Genomic DNA, 16978 nt, shown 5'->3' on the forward strand with positions numbered 1-16978 from the left:
GGCAAGGCATTACTCGCGATGATAAGGATGGTTGTTATTTAAGCTCCAGCCTCTGTAAAGGCTCTCTGCAACAATAATACGCACCAAGGGGTGCGGTAATGTTAAATTAGATAACGACCATTTTTGCTCAGACGCTGCAATGCACTCTGGAGCAAGCCCTTCAGGTCCGCCAATAAGTAAACTTACATCACGACCATCGAGTTGCCATTTTTCCATATTTTTAGCAAGTTGGTGAGTATCCAGTGCTTTCCCTGTTACCTCTAACGTTACAATACGATTGCCTTTTGGAATAGCCGCTAATGTTTTTTCACCTTCAATGTGTAAAATGCGCTTTATGTCTGCGTTTTTGCCACGTTTACCGGCAGGGATTTCAATTAACTCAAGGGCCATATCTTTAGGGAAACGGCGCTGATATTCTGCAAATCCCGTTTCTACCCATGCTGGCATTTTTGTACCAACAGCAATCATTTGTATTTTCACGTATTACTTCCAAGCATTGTCTAAAATGAGTGCGTGTTTAGCCCCACAGTTTCTCTAGATCGTAATAGCTACGTGCTTCGTTTTGCATCACGTGTACAACTACATCACCTAAATCAACCAGTGCCCATTCGCCATCGCCTTCACCTTCATAACCTAATGGTTCTGAATCTGCGTGACGCGCTTCTTTTGCTAAGTGATCGGCAATTGACTGTACGTGACGTTTAGAAGTACCAGAACAAATTACCATGTAATCTGTAATATCTGATGTCTTTGTTACGTCAATATGAACGATGTCACGTGCTTTCATATCGTCAATTTTATCCATTGCAAAGGCGAGTAGTTGTTTTGAATCCAATGTTTTGTCTCAATTTAAAAATTTAATGGCGCGCATTTTAACACGCTAGGCGTTTTTAAGCATCAATTTGATAGAGCTGATGCTGTTCTATGTAATGACTCACTGCAGCGGGTAATAGTTCATTCTTTTTATTGCTTTTTTTCAGTTGTTCGCGAATTGTACTCGAAGCAGCATCGAGCATTTTACCCGGTAAAAAATAAAGTTTACCAGCAAGTGAGTGCTCAAGTAAGGTTGCTTCGTCTACATTCGCATCTTGCATATAGCCTTTTAGTTCACCACTTGCAGTACAATGTTGAGCAGGGCGCTGATATACCACAATATGACAAAGCTGCGTAATTGCCTTCCACTCAAACCATTTATCGAGATTGTTAAATGAGTCCATACCAATTAAAAATAAGATAGGTGTAGTAGGGTGCTCTTTACGAAGTTCTTGCAAGCTAAGTAACGAATACGATGGGCCGGCTCGGTTAAGTTCTCTTAAATCGAGTTTAAAATGAGGGTAGGGCGCAATAGCCGCGTTTAGCATATTAATACGGTGCTGCGTACTAATACCAGGCGCTGCTTTATGCGCCGGTAATGCACAAGGCATAAAATAAAGCGTGTTTAAATTAAACGCAGTAGCACATTGCTGCGCCATATTTATATGGCCTAAATGGACAGGGTCGAAAGTGCCACCAAAAATTGCGATCATTTAACACCTATTAGCTATTTATTAATTAACCGCGTGGCACGGCATAGGAATGTTGAGCGGCTGGCAAAATTTAATACAAATATGAGCAAGCGCTTGGTAAGGGGCAATTAAATTACCTTGCTTATAACTGGCATCAAACAAAGCTACATCACTATTTATTTGTTCAAGTGTGTGTATGTTTAAGCGGTTAATTGCGTTTTGAACTGGCCCTTGCTGGTTTTTCCAAATAGCATTTTGTTTAAATAAATTAGCGATTGGTTCGCCATTTAATAAACCAAGTTGCACATTTATTAGCGTATTAAGCTCTTTGGTTATAGCCCATAAAATACTCACCACTTCGGTGTTATCGCTGGCAAGTTTGTTTAATACTTTTATAGCTTGTTTAGCGTGGCCATTTAATAGTGCATCGCTTAAATCAAAAATATCAAACTTGGCTTGGTTTAACAGCCCTTGCATTACTAATTGCTGAGTAATTAATGCATTGCCGTGCAGTAGTGAGAGCTTTTCAAGCTCTTGGAAGCACGCTAATAAGTTACCTTCTGTGGCATTTATTAAACTCAGTTTGGCATCGTTTTGCATGTTGAGCGATAAGCGTTGGCATTGCTCGTCTAGCCACCGTTTTACATGCGTGCCGGTAAGCGGGTAGCAAGGTACAAATATGCCTTGCTTATCAAGGGCTTTAAACCATGCACCGCGTTGTACTTCTTGGCTGGCTTTAGCGCCTTTAACAATTAAAATAGTATCTGGATTAACCAGCTCAATTACTTTTTTAAAGGTGTTGCTGCCAATAACGCCTGGTTTTTGTTGGTTTAAATCAAGCTCAATAATAGTGCGCGCGCTAAATAGTGACATGCTTTGATATTGAGCTATGATTTCTTGCCAATCGAATCCTTGCATTAAAGTAAACTTAATTACTTCGTCAAAGCCTTGTGCTTTAGCACTGTCGCGAATTTGTTGTACGCACTGTGCTTCTTGAAAAGGCTCTTCCCCAAACACTAAATAAAAGGGCTTTAGCCCTTTATTTAATTCACTCGGTAGTTGATTAGCATAACAGCGCATTATAGTTGCGACAGCTCTCTAACAATACGACGACTGGCTTGCTCACGGATCTCGCTAATGAGTAGCTCAAGCTCTTTTGCTTTAGCTAGCGCATGATCTGGATCGTCTTGGTAATTACGGTAAAGCTCAAAGCGCTTTTCAATGGCTTTTTCGCCAGGGCGTTTAACTACATACGATACGCCATAAGCGAGTTCGTATTCAGCTACTTGACCATTTTGAAATAACGATAGTGTTTGACGTTCAATACTTTCTTTATACAAATATAATAGGGCTTTATCTTTAGCTGCTGATATTAGCTCTACATTACTCGCTCTTAGCTCGTTTTTAAGGCTTTCAAATAAGGCTGACTTTTCATCATCACCTACAAGAGTTAGCTGTTTTAGGTTATCAGGCATGCTAGAGGCTTTTTTTAGATGAAACCCGCAGCTAGTTATCAAAAAACAGACTAGCACTAAGGCTAGTCCGTTTTTAATGGCGTTAAATGCAGCCATATTAGTTAGCTACCACGTTAAGTAGCTTGCCTGGTACGTAAATGATTTTACGAATGGTTGAGCCATCAGTAAATTTAGTTACATTAGATTCTGCAAACGCAAGGGTTTCTACTTGCTCTTGCGTTGCATCAGCTGCAACGGTTAACTTAGCGCGGAGCTTGCCGTTTACTTGTACGATGATTAGTTTTTCATCTTCAACAAGTGCCGACTCATCAACTTTTGGCCATGCAGCATCCAAAATCTCACCTTCTTTACCTAACTCTTTCCAAAGCTCGTGCGATAAATGTGGCGTAATAGGTGCAAGCATAATAATAAGCGCTTCTAATGCTTCGTTTGCAATTGCTATATCTTGCGTATCTATTAAAGGTGCTTTTAATAATTTATTAGAAAGCTCCATAATAGCTGCAATGGCGGTATTAAAGGTTTGACGACGTTCAACATCATCAGTCACTTTAGCAATCGCTTTGTGTAAGTCGCGACGTAATACTTTTTGTGGGTTTGTTAGCGCTGATTTATCAAGTGCTTGGTAACCTACTGTTTTAACGTCTACCGCGTATTTCCATACACGTTTTAAGAAGCGATGCGCGCCTTCAACACCTGAGTCTGACCATTCAAGCGTTTGCTCTGGTGGTGCTGTAAACATCATGAATAAACGCACAGTATCTGCACCATATTGGGCAATTACATGTTGCGGGTCTATACCGTTGTTTTTAGACTTGGACATTTTGCTCATGCCTGATGAGAAAACTGGCTCACCGTCCTCTTTATGCCATGCTTTAGTCACGCGGCCTTTATCGTCGGTTTCAGTGTTTACATCACTTGGCGAGATCCAAATATCGCCGCCTTTTTCATCTTTACGATAAAATGTTTCAGCAAGCACCATACCTTGACAAAGTAAGCGGTCAAACGGCTCGTCTGAATTTACTAAACCAAAGTCACGTAATAATTTATGGAAAAAGCGCGAGTACAATAAATGTAAAATAGCGTGCTCAATACCACCAATGTATTGGTTTACTGGCAACCAGTAGTTAGCAGCCGCGGGATCTAGCATGCCTTCGTCGTAGCGTGGGCTACAGTAGCGTGCGTAGTACCAAGAAGACTCCATAAAGGTGTCAAACGTATCAGTTTCGTGAAACGCAGGTGCACCATTTACGGTAGTTTTAGCCCACTCTGGGTCTGCTTTAAGTGGTGAAGTTACACCGTTCATTACCACATCTTCAGGTAAGCGAACGGGTAGCATATCTTCTGTTGCTGCAAGCTCTTTACCATCTTCGTCGCTAAGCATTGGGATTGGTGAACCCCAATAACGTTGACGGCTAACACCCCAGTCACGCAGGCGGAAGTTTACTTTGCGCTCACCCACACCGAGAGCTTCTAATTTATCCGCAATGGCTTTAAAACCAGCGTCAAAATCAAGGCCGTTAAATTCACCTGAATTTACAAGTACGCCTTTATCAGTAAACGCTGATTCTTTAAGGTTTACTTCAAGGTCTGAACCTTCAACCGGTGCAATGACTTGTTTTATATCAAGACCGTAAGCGGTTGCAAACTCAAAGTCGCGTTGATCGTGTGCAGGTACTGCCATTACAGCGCCTGAGCCATAATGCATTAATACAAAGTTAGCGACCCAAATTGGTACTTGCTCGCCCGTTAATGGGTGAGTGGCGTAAAAGCCTGTTGCTATGCCTTTTTTCTCCATTGTTGCCATGTCTGCTTCGGCAACTTTGGTGTTTTTGCATTCTTCAACAAACATTGCAATAGCATCGCTATTTTTAGCCGCTTCTTGTGCAATAGGGTGACCACCGGCAACAGCAACATATGTAACACCCATAAAGGTATCTGGACGAGTTGTGTATACGCTAAATGTTTCGTCGTTATCGGTGCGTTTAAATTCAATATCACAGCCTTCAGAGCGGCCAATCCAGTTGCGCTGCATTGTTTTAACTTGCTCTGGCCAATCTTCCAACTGATCTAAGTCATCTAGTAGCTCTTGTGCGTAATCAGTAATTTTAATAAACCACTGTGGAATTTCTTTTTGCTCAACCACAGCGCCTGAACGCCAACCGCGACCGTCAATAACTTGCTCGTTAGCTAATACTGTTTGATCCACTGGATCCCAGTTAACTGTAGACATTTTTTTATACACTAGGCCTTTTTCGTAAAGCTTAGTGAAAAACCACTGTTCCCACTTGTAGTACTCTGGGTGACACGTCGCAATTTCGCGATCCCAGTCATAGCCAAAACCTAATTGCTTAAGCTGTGTACGCATGTAATCAATGTTTTCGTATGTCCACTTAGCTGGTGCTGTTTTGTTTTTAATAGCGGCGTTTTCTGCAGGTAAACCAAACGCATCCCAACCCATAGGTTGCATTACGTTTTTGCCTTGCAGGCGCTGGAAACGAGAAACAACATCACCGATGGTGTAGTTACGTACATGACCCATATGCAGTCGACCACTCGGATAAGGAAACATAGAAAGGCAGTAATACTTTTCTTTATTCTCATCTTCAGTGACTTTAAATACCTGGTTTTCTTCCCAGTAGCTTTGTACTTTTGACTCTATATCTTGCGGGTTATATTGCTCTTGCATCTATGGTTCCAGACTTCTTGCAAACTAATAAAAAATTGCCGTTAGGATACCCCAAATAAAACACTATTCACAGCGTCAAAAACATGCTTTTATTAAATTGTAACTTTCAGTGCAGGTTAACCTGCTTTTTTATAATGTAGTTAGCTAAATACATAAGTTACAGACTGATTTAACAGCAATTTTGAAGGAGTAAAAAATGACTGATTACAAAGCATGGCTTAGCAGTTTTACTAGTTGGCTAAAAGATGTAAAAGATCATGGTGTAAAAGATGTAGTTACTGGGTTTGTTGAATCTGAGCAAGCAATCAAAGATTTAAGTCAAGAAAGGTATGAACTTTATAAAAGTTACTTAAAGCATGATATTGAACACATTATTGAGCACGAAGCTTATTACAATTCGCTTGCATGGCAAGAACTTAAAGAATCTTTATGGTTTGAACTCTCGCACATAGAAGATAAAACACAACTAGAGTGGCAATCTTTAAGCCAAGATTTTAAGCACAATGGGGTGTATCACGCAGGCGAATGGATAGCCATGGGCACATTAGTATGTAAGAATTGCAACCATAGCCACGACATTTATCACGCAACGCAAATAATACCTTGCACGCAATGTGATGGAATCTACTTTAGTCGTAAGGCGCTGAACCCTTAAATATTGGTATTAGGTGGCTGCGTGCCACTTAATACGCCCAAAAGCCAGTGAATATGCTGGTAAACAAAGAAGTTAGAATGACGAAAAAATTGCAGCCACTATCTGTTTCAAAGCTCGCACCGAGTATTTCTAGTAATCATGTACATACATGCATGAGTAACCCGTACCCAGAGCAACTTACTTTTATAGGCCAACAACGTGCCCAAAGTGCGCTCGACTTTTCATTAGGTATGGATTTACCTGGCTATAATGTTTATGTAATGGGCGAAGCGGCTCATGGACGTTATACGCTAGTCAAAGATAAACTTAAGCAACACGCAAAAGACAGAGCAACGCCTAATGAATGGTTGTACGTAAATAATTACGCCGATCACCGTGAGCCTATCGCACTTTTTATGCAAGCAGGGCAAAGTAAGCAACTTAGCGACGACATAGACTCATTCTTAGATGAAGTGCTCGACACTTTTCCAGCGGCATTTGATAATCCAGCGTACCAACGCAAGAAAAAATCAATCGATCGTGAGTTTAACGACGCTTACGACAGCGCAATTACCGCAGTTGAAATCGCAGCACTTGAGCAAAGTGTTGCTCTAGTAGAAGAAAAAAGCTCAGTGGGTTTTGCACCACTTGTTGATGGAAAACAATTGAGCGACAGTGAATTTGGTGAGCTTGAAGAAACATTGCGCGAAGAGTTTTTTGAAAAAATCGAAAAGCTAGAAGATGCATTAATAGAAGCGTTAATAGAGCTACCACGGTGGAAACGCGAATCAAAAGAAAAACTTCGTAATCTTAAAAAATCGACCGCAGAGCAAGCCACTAAACCACTTTTAAAAGACTTAGAGCATAAGTACGCGACACACATTGGCGTACTGCGTTATTTAAAAGATATTCGCGTTGAAATTATCGACGCGGTACTTGAATGGCTAGATGACGAAGACGAAAGCGAAGAAAGCAAAGAAGACTTTGACCGCAAAGGTATGCTTACCGACTTTTTTGCACCTAACATTTTAGTTGAATTTAAAGAAGACGACGCAGCGCCAGTCGTTTATGAGCCAAACCCAACCTTTGGTAATATATTTGGTAAAATTGAATACGCTACATCCCAAGGTACATTGATTACGAGTTATCGCTCAATTCAGCCCGGTGCATTGCATCGTGCCAATGGTGGTTACTTAATAATGGATGCCGAAAAAATAATGGCTAATCCACAAGTGTGGGATGGTTTAAAGCTGTGTTTAAAAACACATCAAATAAAAAATGATTTACCCTATCAAGACAGCACAGTCGGGACAAGTTTTACGCTTCGCCCGCAACTTATTCCACTTGATGTAAAGATTATTTTATTGGGCTCGCGCGAGTTGTACTACACCATAGGTGAATACGACGAAGAATTTGCTGAGCTATTTAGAGTACTTGCCGATTTTGATTACTACTTACCAAGTAGCGATAAATTACAGTACCAGTTTATTACCAAAGTGACTGAGTATTGCGAGCAAACATTAAAATGCACCGCTACAGAGGCTGCTATGGTACGGTTACTTAAATTTAGTTACCGCCAAGCTGAGCATCATAATAAACTCTCGGCGCGCTTTGCTGATGTGCTTGAATTAGTTGCTGAAGCGAGTTATTACGCGAAACAAGATAACTTAACGGTTATTGATGCATACCATATTGACGAAGCCATTGAAGGCAAACAATATCGTACCGGTCAGATCAGCGAAAACATGCTTAGCGATATAAAAGAAGGCCATACACTTATTGCAACCGATGGCCAAGCTATAGGTAAAGTAAATGGTTTAACAGTACTACACATTGGCGATACCTCGTTTGGTACCCCTGCGCGTATTACGGCAACTGTTTATGCAGGCGCCGATGGCGTAATAGACGTTGAACGCGAAGCCGAACTAGGTAAAGCTATCCACTCAAAAGGCGTGATGTTGCTTACCGGCTATTTAGGCAATAAGTACGCACAGCAGTTTAGCTTAACGCTTAGTGCTAATATTGCCATAGAGCAAAGTTATGGTTACATAGATGGCGATAGTGCATCTTTAGCAGAGCTTTGTGCGCTTATTTCATCTATTACAAGCCTCCCTATTAGCCAATCTATCGCGCTGACAGGCTCTATTAACCAACATGGTGATGTACAAGCTATTGGTGGCGTAAACGAAAAAATAGAAGGCTTTTTTAAACTGTGTAAAATGCGTGGTTTAACCGGTTCGCAAGGCGTTATTATTCCTAAATCAAACCAAGTTAACTTAGTACTTGATGACGAGATCCTCAACGCGGTAGAGGCGGGTAAATTTAATATTTACGCAGTTGAAACCGTAGATCAAGCGCTTAACTTGTTAATGGATATAGAAGCAGGCGATATTATTGATGACCAGTATCCAGAAAACTCAGTAAACGGTATTGCGCTTGCGCGTCTAAAAGAGATTGCCGACATTGTAAATGGCGATAATGACGACGAAAAAGACGAAGAACTAGATAACGAAAAAGGTTAATAATGATCAATATAATTTTGGCGGTGGTTATCGCCATTTTTTGTTTTTTAATATTTAAAAATAGTAAAAAAGCAAAACAACAAGCAGGCGTAAATGCGCAAATAGGGGTAGATTACTTAGCCGCTAATTCAAAAGTAGAAGGTATAGTAGAAACAGCTTCTGGCTTGCAGTACAAAGTAATGCATAAAGGTGAGAGTGAAAACACACCAAGCTCAACAAGTATGGTTAACGTGCATTATCATGGCACGCTAATCGACGGGACTGTGTTTGACAGCTCAGTAGAGCGTAAAACACCGATTAGCTTTGGCTTGCACCAAGTGATTAAAGGCTGGACTGAGGGCTTACAACTGATGAGCCCAGGCGATAAATACACGTTTTATGTACCGCATCAATTAGCGTATGGCGAAAAACGTGTAGGCAGTATTCCTCCTGCTTCAGTACTTATTTTTGAAGTAGAGTTACTGGCAATTGAGCCGTAATACCAACCTGCATAAATACTTGAACAATTTAACGAATTAAATTGCACTATAACGTTGTTAAAAATTTTCTATTTAGAACAACTAGATACAAAAATTTTTGCCTAGTTCTAGCGTAATTTTCTTAACGTTAAATAGACTTCATATATAAGCAGATTGGTATAATTTGATTCAAAGTAATTAATTGCTAAAGCCCTACTTTAATAAAGTAGGGCTTTTTGCTTTTAGCTAACAATAAAATTTACTCAAGGATTTTAATACGAGGTCGATACCTATAAAAGAGGCAAACTATTTTAGGGACAAAATAATGAAGATTTCAGCGGCTCCCATTCCATACCAAGTGCATAACTCAAATACTCAACCTTTAGCGCAATCAGATAAACTACCTGTTGAAAAAGCGAGTGAAGAAAAGAGCGAGGAAGAGAATGAGGAAGAGCCAAAATATGTGTTATCAAAGTTTCTAGATACCAAAGCGCAAAAATACAGTGAAGATAACGCAACATTTGGCGATCAGTATAAAAATCTCGAAAAAGTATATAAACACTTCACTGGGCGAGTTATTGCGCTGCAAGAACAAATTAATAAACTTAAACAAAGCCCCGTACAACGTAGTTTAACTATAAATACTTCAGCAAGTGAGCTAGATGAAAGTGATGCGAGTTTAACTTTAGATGCAGGGCACCCAGGGCGTGTTGACCCTTCGTGGTTGAATTTGCAGCAGTATGTTTGGTATTTAGGCAAGGCAGAGCCTATGTAGTGTGGTTACTCCCCATAAATAGGCGATAACGCAGCATAAATACCAAACATGCGCTGCCCGAAGGGTTCTGCCTAGGGGCAATTTACTCTTTGTTGCTCGGTTTTTACTTAGCCCACTAGGTTACAAACCTCGCGCCGCGATTAAATCGCCCCTAAATTGAACAAATTTCAATCCACAAAGGTCAACACGCCCCAAGTTCTAAAAAATATAAAAACACGCAACAGCAAGAGCAAATAGATATGTTAGAGCTGCAATTAGGGGAGTTAAAATCAGAGCAAGCGGCAATAAAGCAACAAATGGTTGAGCTGGTTATTAGTGAAATGAAAAGGCGGGGCGATCACGACTATACTGTATAGCGCCACTAACATGCTGGTGGGTTAGCTTTTAAATTCGATTTTACTCACTTCAAGTTTAAATTTGCCTTCTTGCTTACCTGCAATCATAAAGCCTAGCTGTTTTATATCATCAAAATCAATAATAGGCTGTTGCTCAAGCACTCGTCCGCGATACATTAAAGTAAAATCACTCGGGGTAAAGTTGATTTCTACCCATTCGCTTTTTATTGTTTTAAATGAGTGGATGTACGCTGCGCCATCAAGGTAAGTAGTTGTTCTGAGCCTAAGCTGATAGATTTGCCCATCGCCTTTAACACGCAGCGCTATAGTTTTTGAGTTTTGACCTTGTGTGTCAATTTCGGTACGTATTGATGCAAAACCGCCATTATTAGCAAGCGAAACATTGCCTGTAAACAGCAAGCTATCTTGTGTTTTTGTTACTTGGCTATTAGATACGCCGCCCATTACAGAGTCGTTAATAACATACCATTGTTGATTTGCATTGGCCTCGCTTGTCGCTAAGACTAAGTTAAATACAAACAGTGACGAAAGCTGTTTAGTGGTCATGGTCGATCCTAATGAATTAACAATTTATTGATACGACTAAAAATATTAATAGTTCACAATGCTGAAAATTAAAAACTAGTATTGATATGCGCGAAATAACTTACTTTTATTTGATTAAGTCAATTTTGTTCAATACCAGCCTCTATTTAATGTAGACACTCACCATCAGTTTGAATTAATTAGAAAGTGAACCATGACTTTATCTTTAATTATGTCAATGTCGTTATTTGCATTAGCTGCGTCTTTATCGCCAGGGCCAGTTAATTTAGTTTCATTGAGCAGCGCACGGTATGGGCTAAGAACTGGCTTAATGTTTATAACCGGTGCAACACTTGGGTTTTATTTTTTTGTTTTTAGTTATTGGATGGGGTTTAAACTACCTTCTTGATAAATTGCAATGGATCACTGAAGTATTGCAATGGGCTGGTATTACTTTTTTACTTTATTTAAGTTATCAATTATTTGTAGATAATGGTGAATTAAACTCAGACAGTAATAAAAGTTCACCTACCTTTATTACTGGGGTAATCATGCAATGGCTAAACCCAAAAGCATGGTTAGCATCACTATCGGGAATTGCGACTTACATCCCTAATGCAGAGCTATTTGAAGTGTTTACGTTTGCCAGTGTGTATTTACCAATTTGCTGGTTGTCGCTGAGCATGTGGGTATGGATAGGTATAGTGCTAGGGCAGTACTTTCAAAGTCCTGCAAAAATACGTTTTATGAATAAAGCATTGGCAGTGTTACTTGCCGGGAGTTGCTTTTTTATTATAAGTTAATGTGTTTTTATTCTAAATACAGCGTCGATATTGTGCTGGTGTTGCAGCAACCCGCTGTTTAAATACACGTTGAAAATGAGCTTGATCACTAAATCCTGCATTTTGAGCCACCGTTGAAATGGCATCGCCTTGCTTAAGCGCTTGTTGACTTAGTTGTATACGCAGATTTATCCGATAAGCATGTGGACTCATATTGAAGTGGCGTTTAAATGTACGTATCAAGTAGCTAGTATTAAAGCCAAATTTTTTGCTAATAACCTTAATTGGTTCGTCATCCTGACAATAAAGGGCGAGGTAGTTTGCAACTTTATACAGCCTATTAGGAGGTAGGCACGTATTTTCTTTAATATCAGTGCTATCGATGTATTCAAATAACGTAATCAAATACTGGCTAAGTAAAGACTCTTTTTCTAAAGAAGACAGCTTATTCGACATAAGGTTTCGGCAAACTAAAACAAACTGCTGGTAAAATACAGGGGTTGTTAATGTATCAGGTTGGCTATTACACCAGTGGTTACTTGCCCTTATATTAAACTTAACAAGCAATTGAGCTAACCAACTTTTATCTACATGCATCATATAATAAGCCCAGGGCGAGTTTTGGTTGGGGTTGCATGCGTGTACAGCATCGGGGTTCATTAGCACTAAAGTGCCTTTATCTATTTGGTAAAGTTTGTCTTCACAAATAAATTCACTTTGGCCCTCTAAAATAGCACCAATTGACCACTGAGCATGAGAATGGGCGGCGTAAGTTACTTTTCGACCATCCAAAACTTGCCTTAGTTCTACATAAGGTAGGGCGTTATCTCGCCAAAAAAGAGGGTATGTTGAAGGAATCATAATGAATCTTTTAATGAAGACTTACCGCCAGTATAGCAAAGTTGTAGTATGAAATTCACGCTATATAAAACACCTTTCCATAACTATTAAAAGTATGCTTAATTGCACGCAACTTGTTATGATAACTATTCTTATTAATGGTTAAGATAATAATATGCATGATCTAACTCGTGGCTCCATACCGAAGCATTTAATCAAAATGGCTATTCCTATGATGATAGGAATGATAATTCAAACATTGTATTTTTTAGTTGATTTATATTTTGTAGGTAATTTAGGTGGAAATGCTTTAGCAGGACTCAGCTTAGCGGGTAATGCAATGTTTTTAATTTTTGCACTCACGCAAATTCTTAATGTGGGAACAACCGCGTTGATTTCTCATGCAGCGGGTCGAAAAGATGCCAAAGATGCAAATGCAGTGTTTAATCAAAGTATGATGCTGGCTAGCTTAATGGCCTTGGTTGTCATGTTTTTAGGTTATTTAGGGTCTGATACATACTTAACTAGCATTTCAACAGACCTTGCAACAATTGAAGCGGGACAACGTTATTTGCATTGGTTTTTGCCGGGTATGGCATTGCAGTTTCCTTTAGTTGCAGTTAGTGCTGCGTTAAGAGGAGCCGGTATTGTTAAGCCAACTATGTTGATTCAAACCTTGTCTATTATCGTCAATATTATTTTATCTCCTATTTTAATTATAGGTTGGGGAACTGACTTTCCAATGGGTATAGCCGGAGCTGGGTTGGCAAGTACTATTTCGGTAGTTGTTGCGGTAGTAATGCTATGCGTATACTTTGTTAAGGCTGAAAAGTTCGTTACCTTTAAAGTCAGTTTATGGCGCGTAGATAGCGCTATTATAAAGCGCTTATTAGGGATTGGATTACCCGCAGGAGGTGAATTCTTTTTAATGTTTGCATATATGGGGTTAATTTATTGGTTAATTCAACATTTTGGACCTGAAGCCCAAGCTGGCTTTGGTTTAGGTTCTCGCATCATGCAGTCATTGTTTTTACCTGCAATGGCAATTGCGTTTGCTGCACCAGCCGTTGCGGGTCAAAATTTTGGTGCAAAGCAATTTGACCGTGTCCGAGAAACCTTTTTTTGGTCAGCCCTAATGACCTGTAGTTTAATGGCAATGTTAAGCGTAGTTTGCTTTTTTATTCCAGAATTACTAGTGCAAGGGTTCACTGATGATCAAAATGTTATTTTAGTTGCCGCTACATTTTTACAAATTATTTGTATTAACTTTATTCCTACGGGCATAGTGTTTACGTGTTCGGGGCTATTTCAGTCTCTCGGTAACACACTCCCTTCACTTTATAGTACTACACTGCGGATTATTTTATTTGTTTTACCTGCTCTTTTATTAAGCCAAATGGATGGCTTTAATTTAACGCAATTGTGGTATTTATCGGCAAGCACAGTTGTTGTTCAGGCAGTTATTAGTTTTATGTTATTACGCAGAGAGTTTAGGCATCGCTTACCTAAAAGTGAGCCTATTGATGAGCGCTTAGTAATTTTAAAGTAAATAAATTTATGTAATATAAAAAAGGAGCTGTATGAAATCATAAAGCTCCTTTTTACTTTATTTATTTACTTTATTGAAGCTATAAATTCTTCATCAGCGTATAGATTCGTAAGCAATTTTTGAACTAATTCTACATAACTTCGCTGCCCGTTTGGTATTGCAATTGCTCCGAGAAAAGAAGAGTCGAAAGTGTGTTCGGCAGATATTACCTTATCAAATAAAGTAATATCGCCATCTGATACAGTAAATTTAACTTTTATAAACGCACTGCCTTCAGAGAAACCTGTTACATCAATGTCTTGCTCAATTACTTTTCCCGAGACTTGCTTTGTTGCAACGCCAGACCATAGTTTTGCTAGTTTTAATTCTTGTATCAAAGCGCTCTCAATATATTCACCATAGCTGTTGCCTACTGATGAAACAAGAGGTGAGCCTCGAAGCGATATCTTATTTAATTTTTTTTCAGATTCAATTTTTCCGACTGAGAGTGGTGTATTAGACTCTTCTTTTAGTTTAGAAACGTTGCTGATATCTGCACTATAAGGTGGAACTTGAATGGTACATGCACTTAAAAATAAAGCCGCGATTAAACCCAGTGAACTTTTATACTTCATTTTATTTCGGTCCTTAATTATAAGTTTGATTGATCAAGCTCTATAACTAGTTTGTTGAATGCTTCTTCTGTTGCACGTTTTGCAGATAAAGAAAAATCATTTTTAAACTCATCAAATTCAGCTTTGCCAAAACCTTTAACTTCACTATTCCATGCTATATCGCCATTGTTATTTAAAGTTTTACAGTTTAGCGTGAAAGTAAATTCTGTAGGAGGCCATGTGAATAAGCTATCTGAGCTAGATTCCGTTGTTATTGTCGGTATGAATACATACTCAATTTTTTTATCTTTTAAAAATGCACTATTAGTTAATGATTCAAGCTTATAAACGTTTTCAAATTTATTAGAAAGCACAGTATACAGCGCTGCTTCTGTGTCTTTATAAGGTTTGTAACTAACATTATCGCCACCACCACCAGGTGTTTTTACTTGCTTTTTTATATCATCTTCAGAAATATAATAACCTACAGCTGATGCTGATTTATTTTCTGTAACTTGAAGTTTTTCAGTGTCTGGATTTAAACTTATTTGGTGGGCACAGCCACTCAAAATAAGGACAGAAAACAAGAAAAACACGTTAGTTAATAACTTCAAAATATACTCCATGTATTTAATTTTAAGGATGAAAGAAATTCGAGCATTAATATATGTTCAATAGGTACATTTGTAAATGGTGTTAACCTAAAGTTTGTAATTTGAGGCTTATATTTCCTTTTATCCAATTGGCCGAGACGATGCTTTTAGTAAATTGGGGTAAAAGTTAATGTTGAGCAACAAATAAAAAACGCGTAACTTAATGCGGCTACCTAATTTAATAATAAGAATACAAATGAAAGCCAAAGAGATAGAGCAATTAGAATTATCGAATTCTGAAACCCGAGAAGTTATTACCCCCTACGCTTTTAAAATTGACAGTGCTTTATTGGGCTTGCCTTTAGCTACACCTATTCAGCGTGCACTAGCGATTATTCTTGATGTTGCACTGATATTTTTAGCGGCCAAGCTTAGCGCGGCTTTAATAGCGTTTGTCGCTGCAATGGCCTTTTATAAAGGCACGGCACAGCAATACCTTCCAAAAATGTCGAATGTGTGGCGAAGAATATTAAAAATAACGGCAGCAAGTATTTTATTTGTAAGTGCACTTACTGTGCTTTCAATTGGCATTGATTACCTAAAAGACGGTAACACTGATCAAGGTTTAGCTGTTCAGGGCGTAAAAATACAAGATGAAGTTCAGCTTTCCGCCACAGAAAAACAACGGGTAAATACTTATTTAGCGCAAACAGCCGATGAAAGCTGTGAGCAACCTTGCCAACAAAACGCGTTTGATAATTTAATTGGGCAAGTTCCCAAATTAGCAGAAATGGACGACCTACAAAGCCCACAACTTGCTACCCTACTTTTACAGCTATTAGTGGTCAGTGAAAATAACGAAATAAAGCCTGCACAGTTAATAGAAGAAAAACCTGCACAAACAACCACAAACAGTATTTTGCAGTGGAGCAAGGGCATTATTCAAGACCTAGGCTTAGGGTTTGGCTGGGCTGCTGTTTATTTTACGTTGTTCTCGCTACTTTGGCGCGGCCAAACACCGGGTAAAAAGGTTTGTAATATCCGTGTTGTCGCCCTAAGCGGCGAGCCATTAGGTTTATTAGATTGTTTTGGCCGGTACGGCGGCTACGGTGCCGGCTTTGCCACAGGCTTATTGGGTTTTCTACAGATATATTGGGATCCAAACAGACAAGCCATTCAAGATAAAATATCAGCGACAGTGGTTATTAAAGGTAACTTGAATCAAGTTGTGGATGTTGAAACGGTAGAAGATGCAGTGAAAGAGTAAAGTAATTATAAAAATATACAGATTGAGTTAAAAAACTTAAAATTAAGTACAGGTTTAACTTTATAGGTGTTTTATGAGACAAGTTTTAGCTGATTGTTCAGCAAGTATTTCAGAACTGAGAAAAAATCCAATTGGGCTCTTAAATAAAGCTGGTGGAAAGAGCATCGAAATTTCGAAATATAATAAGACAGTTGCTTATTTAGTTCCTGCACAATTGTATGAGTTGATAATGCATCAGCTTGATGACTATGAATTAGCTAAAATTATTGAAAGTCGTAGAGCTGATTTATCTCAGGAGATTGAAGTTAGCATTGATGACTTATAGCTCTTATCAATTGAATTACATTAATTAGAAAAAGCTAATGCTCAAAGTGACATAAAGTAGCTCAGACTATTTTTCTGTTTATATTAGGGCGTG

19 protein-coding genes are annotated in these 16978 nt (G+C 38.9%); 9 read left to right on the forward strand and 10 right to left on the reverse strand.

Annotated features, from left to right (window positions below; translation table 11 throughout):
* Positions 1 to 9: 9 nt before the first annotated feature.
* From rlmH to leuS, 6 genes are read right to left on the reverse strand one after another with little or no spacing between them, the layout of a single operon-like run.
* Complete coding sequence (gene rlmH, locus P20495_RS15205; protein ID WP_002958522.1) at positions 10 to 480, reverse strand: 23S rRNA (pseudouridine(1915)-N(3))-methyltransferase RlmH; 471 nt, start codon at positions 478 to 480, stop codon at positions 10 to 12.
* Between the two features lie 37 nt (positions 481 to 517).
* Complete coding sequence (gene rsfS, locus P20495_RS15200; RefSeq protein ID WP_007378254.1) at positions 518 to 835, reverse strand: ribosome silencing factor; 318 nt, start codon at positions 833 to 835, stop codon at positions 518 to 520.
* 55 nt (positions 836 to 890) lie between these two features.
* Positions 891 to 1526, reverse strand: coding sequence for a nicotinate-nucleotide adenylyltransferase (gene nadD / locus P20495_RS15195; RefSeq protein ID WP_008134651.1), 636 nt, complete (start codon positions 1524 to 1526; stop codon positions 891 to 893).
* 21 nt (positions 1527 to 1547) lie between these two features.
* Complete coding sequence (holA, locus tag P20495_RS15190; protein WP_008134652.1) at positions 1548 to 2585, reverse strand: DNA polymerase III subunit delta; 1038 nt, start codon at positions 2583 to 2585, stop codon at positions 1548 to 1550.
* Positions 2585 to 3076 carry an LPS assembly lipoprotein LptE gene (lptE, locus tag P20495_RS15185; protein WP_008134653.1) on the reverse strand — a complete coding sequence of 164 codons (492 nt, stop codon included), beginning with the start codon at positions 3074 to 3076 and terminating at the stop codon, positions 2585 to 2587. The genes holA and lptE overlap by 1 nt, the downstream gene beginning before the upstream one ends.
* Position 3077: 1 nt before the next feature.
* Positions 3078 to 5666 carry a leucine--tRNA ligase gene (leuS, locus tag P20495_RS15180; protein ID WP_008134654.1) on the reverse strand — a complete coding sequence of 863 codons (2589 nt, stop codon included), beginning with the start codon at positions 5664 to 5666 and terminating at the stop codon, positions 3078 to 3080.
* Between the two features lie 196 nt (positions 5667 to 5862).
* Here leuS and P20495_RS15175 point away from each other — a divergent pair, with 196 nt between their 5' ends.
* The 4 genes from P20495_RS15175 (at position 5863) to P20495_RS15160 (ending at position 10055) form a co-directional block, all read left to right on the forward strand.
* Complete coding sequence (locus P20495_RS15175) at positions 5863 to 6321, forward strand: hypothetical protein (RefSeq protein WP_007378259.1); 459 nt, start codon at positions 5863 to 5865, stop codon at positions 6319 to 6321.
* 77 nt (positions 6322 to 6398) lie between these two features.
* Entirely contained in the window at positions 6399 to 8822 is a 2424-nt protein-coding gene (locus tag P20495_RS15170) for a Lon protease family protein (protein ID WP_008134655.1), read from the forward strand.
* A 2-nt stretch (positions 8823 to 8824) separates the two neighbouring features.
* On the forward strand, positions 8825 to 9301 hold the full coding sequence (locus P20495_RS15165; RefSeq protein WP_008134656.1) for an FKBP-type peptidyl-prolyl cis-trans isomerase: 477 nt from the start codon (positions 8825 to 8827) through the stop codon (positions 9299 to 9301).
* 304 nt (positions 9302 to 9605) lie between these two features.
* A complete protein-coding gene (locus P20495_RS15160; protein WP_008134657.1) occupies positions 9606 to 10055 on the forward strand; it encodes a hypothetical protein in 450 nt (149 codons plus the stop codon).
* A 377-nt stretch (positions 10056 to 10432) separates the two neighbouring features.
* Here P20495_RS15160 and P20495_RS15155 read toward each other — a convergent pair whose 3' ends face one another.
* Complete coding sequence (locus P20495_RS15155) at positions 10433 to 10957, reverse strand: CIA30 family protein (protein ID WP_008134659.1); 525 nt, start codon at positions 10955 to 10957, stop codon at positions 10433 to 10435.
* Positions 10958 to 11150: 193 nt separating this feature from the next.
* Here P20495_RS15155 and P20495_RS22430 point away from each other — a divergent pair, with 193 nt between their 5' ends.
* Both P20495_RS22430 and P20495_RS20270 read left to right on the forward strand, forming a co-directional pair.
* Positions 11151 to 11345: a hypothetical protein gene (locus tag P20495_RS22430; RefSeq protein WP_008134660.1), complete on the forward strand. Its 195-nt coding sequence runs from the start codon at positions 11151 to 11153 to the stop codon at positions 11343 to 11345.
* Entirely contained in the window at positions 11305 to 11739 is a 435-nt protein-coding gene (locus tag P20495_RS20270; RefSeq protein WP_008134661.1) for a LysE family translocator, read from the forward strand. The genes P20495_RS22430 and P20495_RS20270 overlap by 41 nt, the downstream gene beginning before the upstream one ends.
* A 12-nt stretch (positions 11740 to 11751) precedes the next feature.
* Here the strand turns inward: P20495_RS20270 and P20495_RS15150 are convergent, their stop codons facing one another.
* On the reverse strand, positions 11752 to 12579 hold the full coding sequence (locus tag P20495_RS15150; protein ID WP_008134662.1) for an AraC family transcriptional regulator: 828 nt from the start codon (positions 12577 to 12579) through the stop codon (positions 11752 to 11754).
* Between the two features lie 154 nt (positions 12580 to 12733).
* On the opposite strand from P20495_RS15150, the gene P20495_RS15145 reads away from it, so the two are divergent.
* Positions 12734 to 14107: an MATE family efflux transporter gene (locus tag P20495_RS15145; protein WP_033015264.1), complete on the forward strand. Its 1374-nt coding sequence runs from the start codon at positions 12734 to 12736 to the stop codon at positions 14105 to 14107.
* A gap of 65 nt (positions 14108 to 14172) precedes the next feature.
* Here P20495_RS15145 and P20495_RS15140 read toward each other — a convergent pair whose 3' ends face one another.
* Both P20495_RS15140 and P20495_RS20275 read right to left on the reverse strand, forming a co-directional pair.
* Entirely contained in the window at positions 14173 to 14721 is a 549-nt protein-coding gene (locus P20495_RS15140) for a hypothetical protein (protein ID WP_008134667.1), read from the reverse strand.
* 17 nt (positions 14722 to 14738) lie between these two features.
* Positions 14739 to 15314 (reverse strand): hypothetical protein, encoded by a 576-nt coding sequence (locus P20495_RS20275; protein ID WP_008134668.1) that lies wholly within the window; start codon positions 15312 to 15314, stop codon positions 14739 to 14741.
* A gap of 235 nt (positions 15315 to 15549) precedes the next feature.
* On the opposite strand from P20495_RS20275, the gene P20495_RS15135 reads away from it, so the two are divergent.
* Positions 15550 to 16560 (forward strand): RDD family protein, encoded by a 1011-nt coding sequence (locus P20495_RS15135; RefSeq protein ID WP_008134669.1) that lies wholly within the window; start codon positions 15550 to 15552, stop codon positions 16558 to 16560.
* Between the two features lie 73 nt (positions 16561 to 16633).
* The gene (locus tag P20495_RS15130) at positions 16634 to 16885 is read left to right on the forward strand and encodes a type II toxin-antitoxin system Phd/YefM family antitoxin (RefSeq protein ID WP_008134670.1); all 252 of its coding nucleotides are present in this window, start codon (positions 16634 to 16636) and stop codon (positions 16883 to 16885) included.
* Positions 16886 to 16978: the final 93 nt, after the last annotated feature.

The sequence above is a fragment of the Pseudoalteromonas sp. BSi20495 genome, assembly GCF_000241185.1.
GTDB lineage: Bacteria > Pseudomonadota > Gammaproteobacteria > Enterobacterales > Alteromonadaceae > Pseudoalteromonas > Pseudoalteromonas fuliginea.

What these genes read in the sequence shown, in the direction of transcription:
- P20495_RS15140 (WP_008134667.1), bottom strand. Translation starts at nt 14,721, where the DNA reads ATGAAGTATAAAAGTTCACTGGGTTTAATCGCGGCTTTATTTTTAAGT.
- P20495_RS15150 (WP_008134662.1), bottom strand. Translation starts at nt 12,579, where the DNA reads ATGATTCCTTCAACATACCCTCTTTTTTGGCGAGATAACGCCCTACCT.
- P20495_RS15170 (WP_008134655.1), top strand. Translation starts at nt 6,399, where the DNA reads ATGACGAAAAAATTGCAGCCACTATCTGTTTCAAAGCTCGCACCGAGT.
- leuS (WP_008134654.1), bottom strand. Translation starts at nt 5,666, where the DNA reads ATGCAAGAGCAATATAACCCGCAAGATATAGAGTCAAAAGTACAAAGC.
- P20495_RS15160 (WP_008134657.1), top strand. Translation starts at nt 9,606, where the DNA reads ATGAAGATTTCAGCGGCTCCCATTCCATACCAAGTGCATAACTCAAAT.
- P20495_RS15155 (WP_008134659.1), bottom strand. Translation starts at nt 10,957, where the DNA reads ATGACCACTAAACAGCTTTCGTCACTGTTTGTATTTAACTTAGTCTTA.
- P20495_RS15130 (WP_008134670.1), top strand. Translation starts at nt 16,634, where the DNA reads ATGAGACAAGTTTTAGCTGATTGTTCAGCAAGTATTTCAGAACTGAGA.
- P20495_RS15145 (WP_033015264.1), top strand. Translation starts at nt 12,734, where the DNA reads ATGCATGATCTAACTCGTGGCTCCATACCGAAGCATTTAATCAAAATG.
- P20495_RS22430 (WP_008134660.1), top strand. Translation starts at nt 11,151, where the DNA reads ATGACTTTATCTTTAATTATGTCAATGTCGTTATTTGCATTAGCTGCG.
- P20495_RS15175 (WP_007378259.1), top strand. Translation starts at nt 5,863, where the DNA reads ATGACTGATTACAAAGCATGGCTTAGCAGTTTTACTAGTTGGCTAAAA.
- nadD (WP_008134651.1), bottom strand. Translation starts at nt 1,526, where the DNA reads ATGATCGCAATTTTTGGTGGCACTTTCGACCCTGTCCATTTAGGCCAT.
- P20495_RS15165 (WP_008134656.1), top strand. Translation starts at nt 8,825, where the DNA reads ATGATCAATATAATTTTGGCGGTGGTTATCGCCATTTTTTGTTTTTTA.
- P20495_RS15135 (WP_008134669.1), top strand. Translation starts at nt 15,550, where the DNA reads ATGAAAGCCAAAGAGATAGAGCAATTAGAATTATCGAATTCTGAAACC.
- holA (WP_008134652.1), bottom strand. Translation starts at nt 2,585, where the DNA reads ATGCGCTGTTATGCTAATCAACTACCGAGTGAATTAAATAAAGGGCTA.
- lptE (WP_008134653.1), bottom strand. Translation starts at nt 3,076, where the DNA reads ATGGCTGCATTTAACGCCATTAAAAACGGACTAGCCTTAGTGCTAGTC.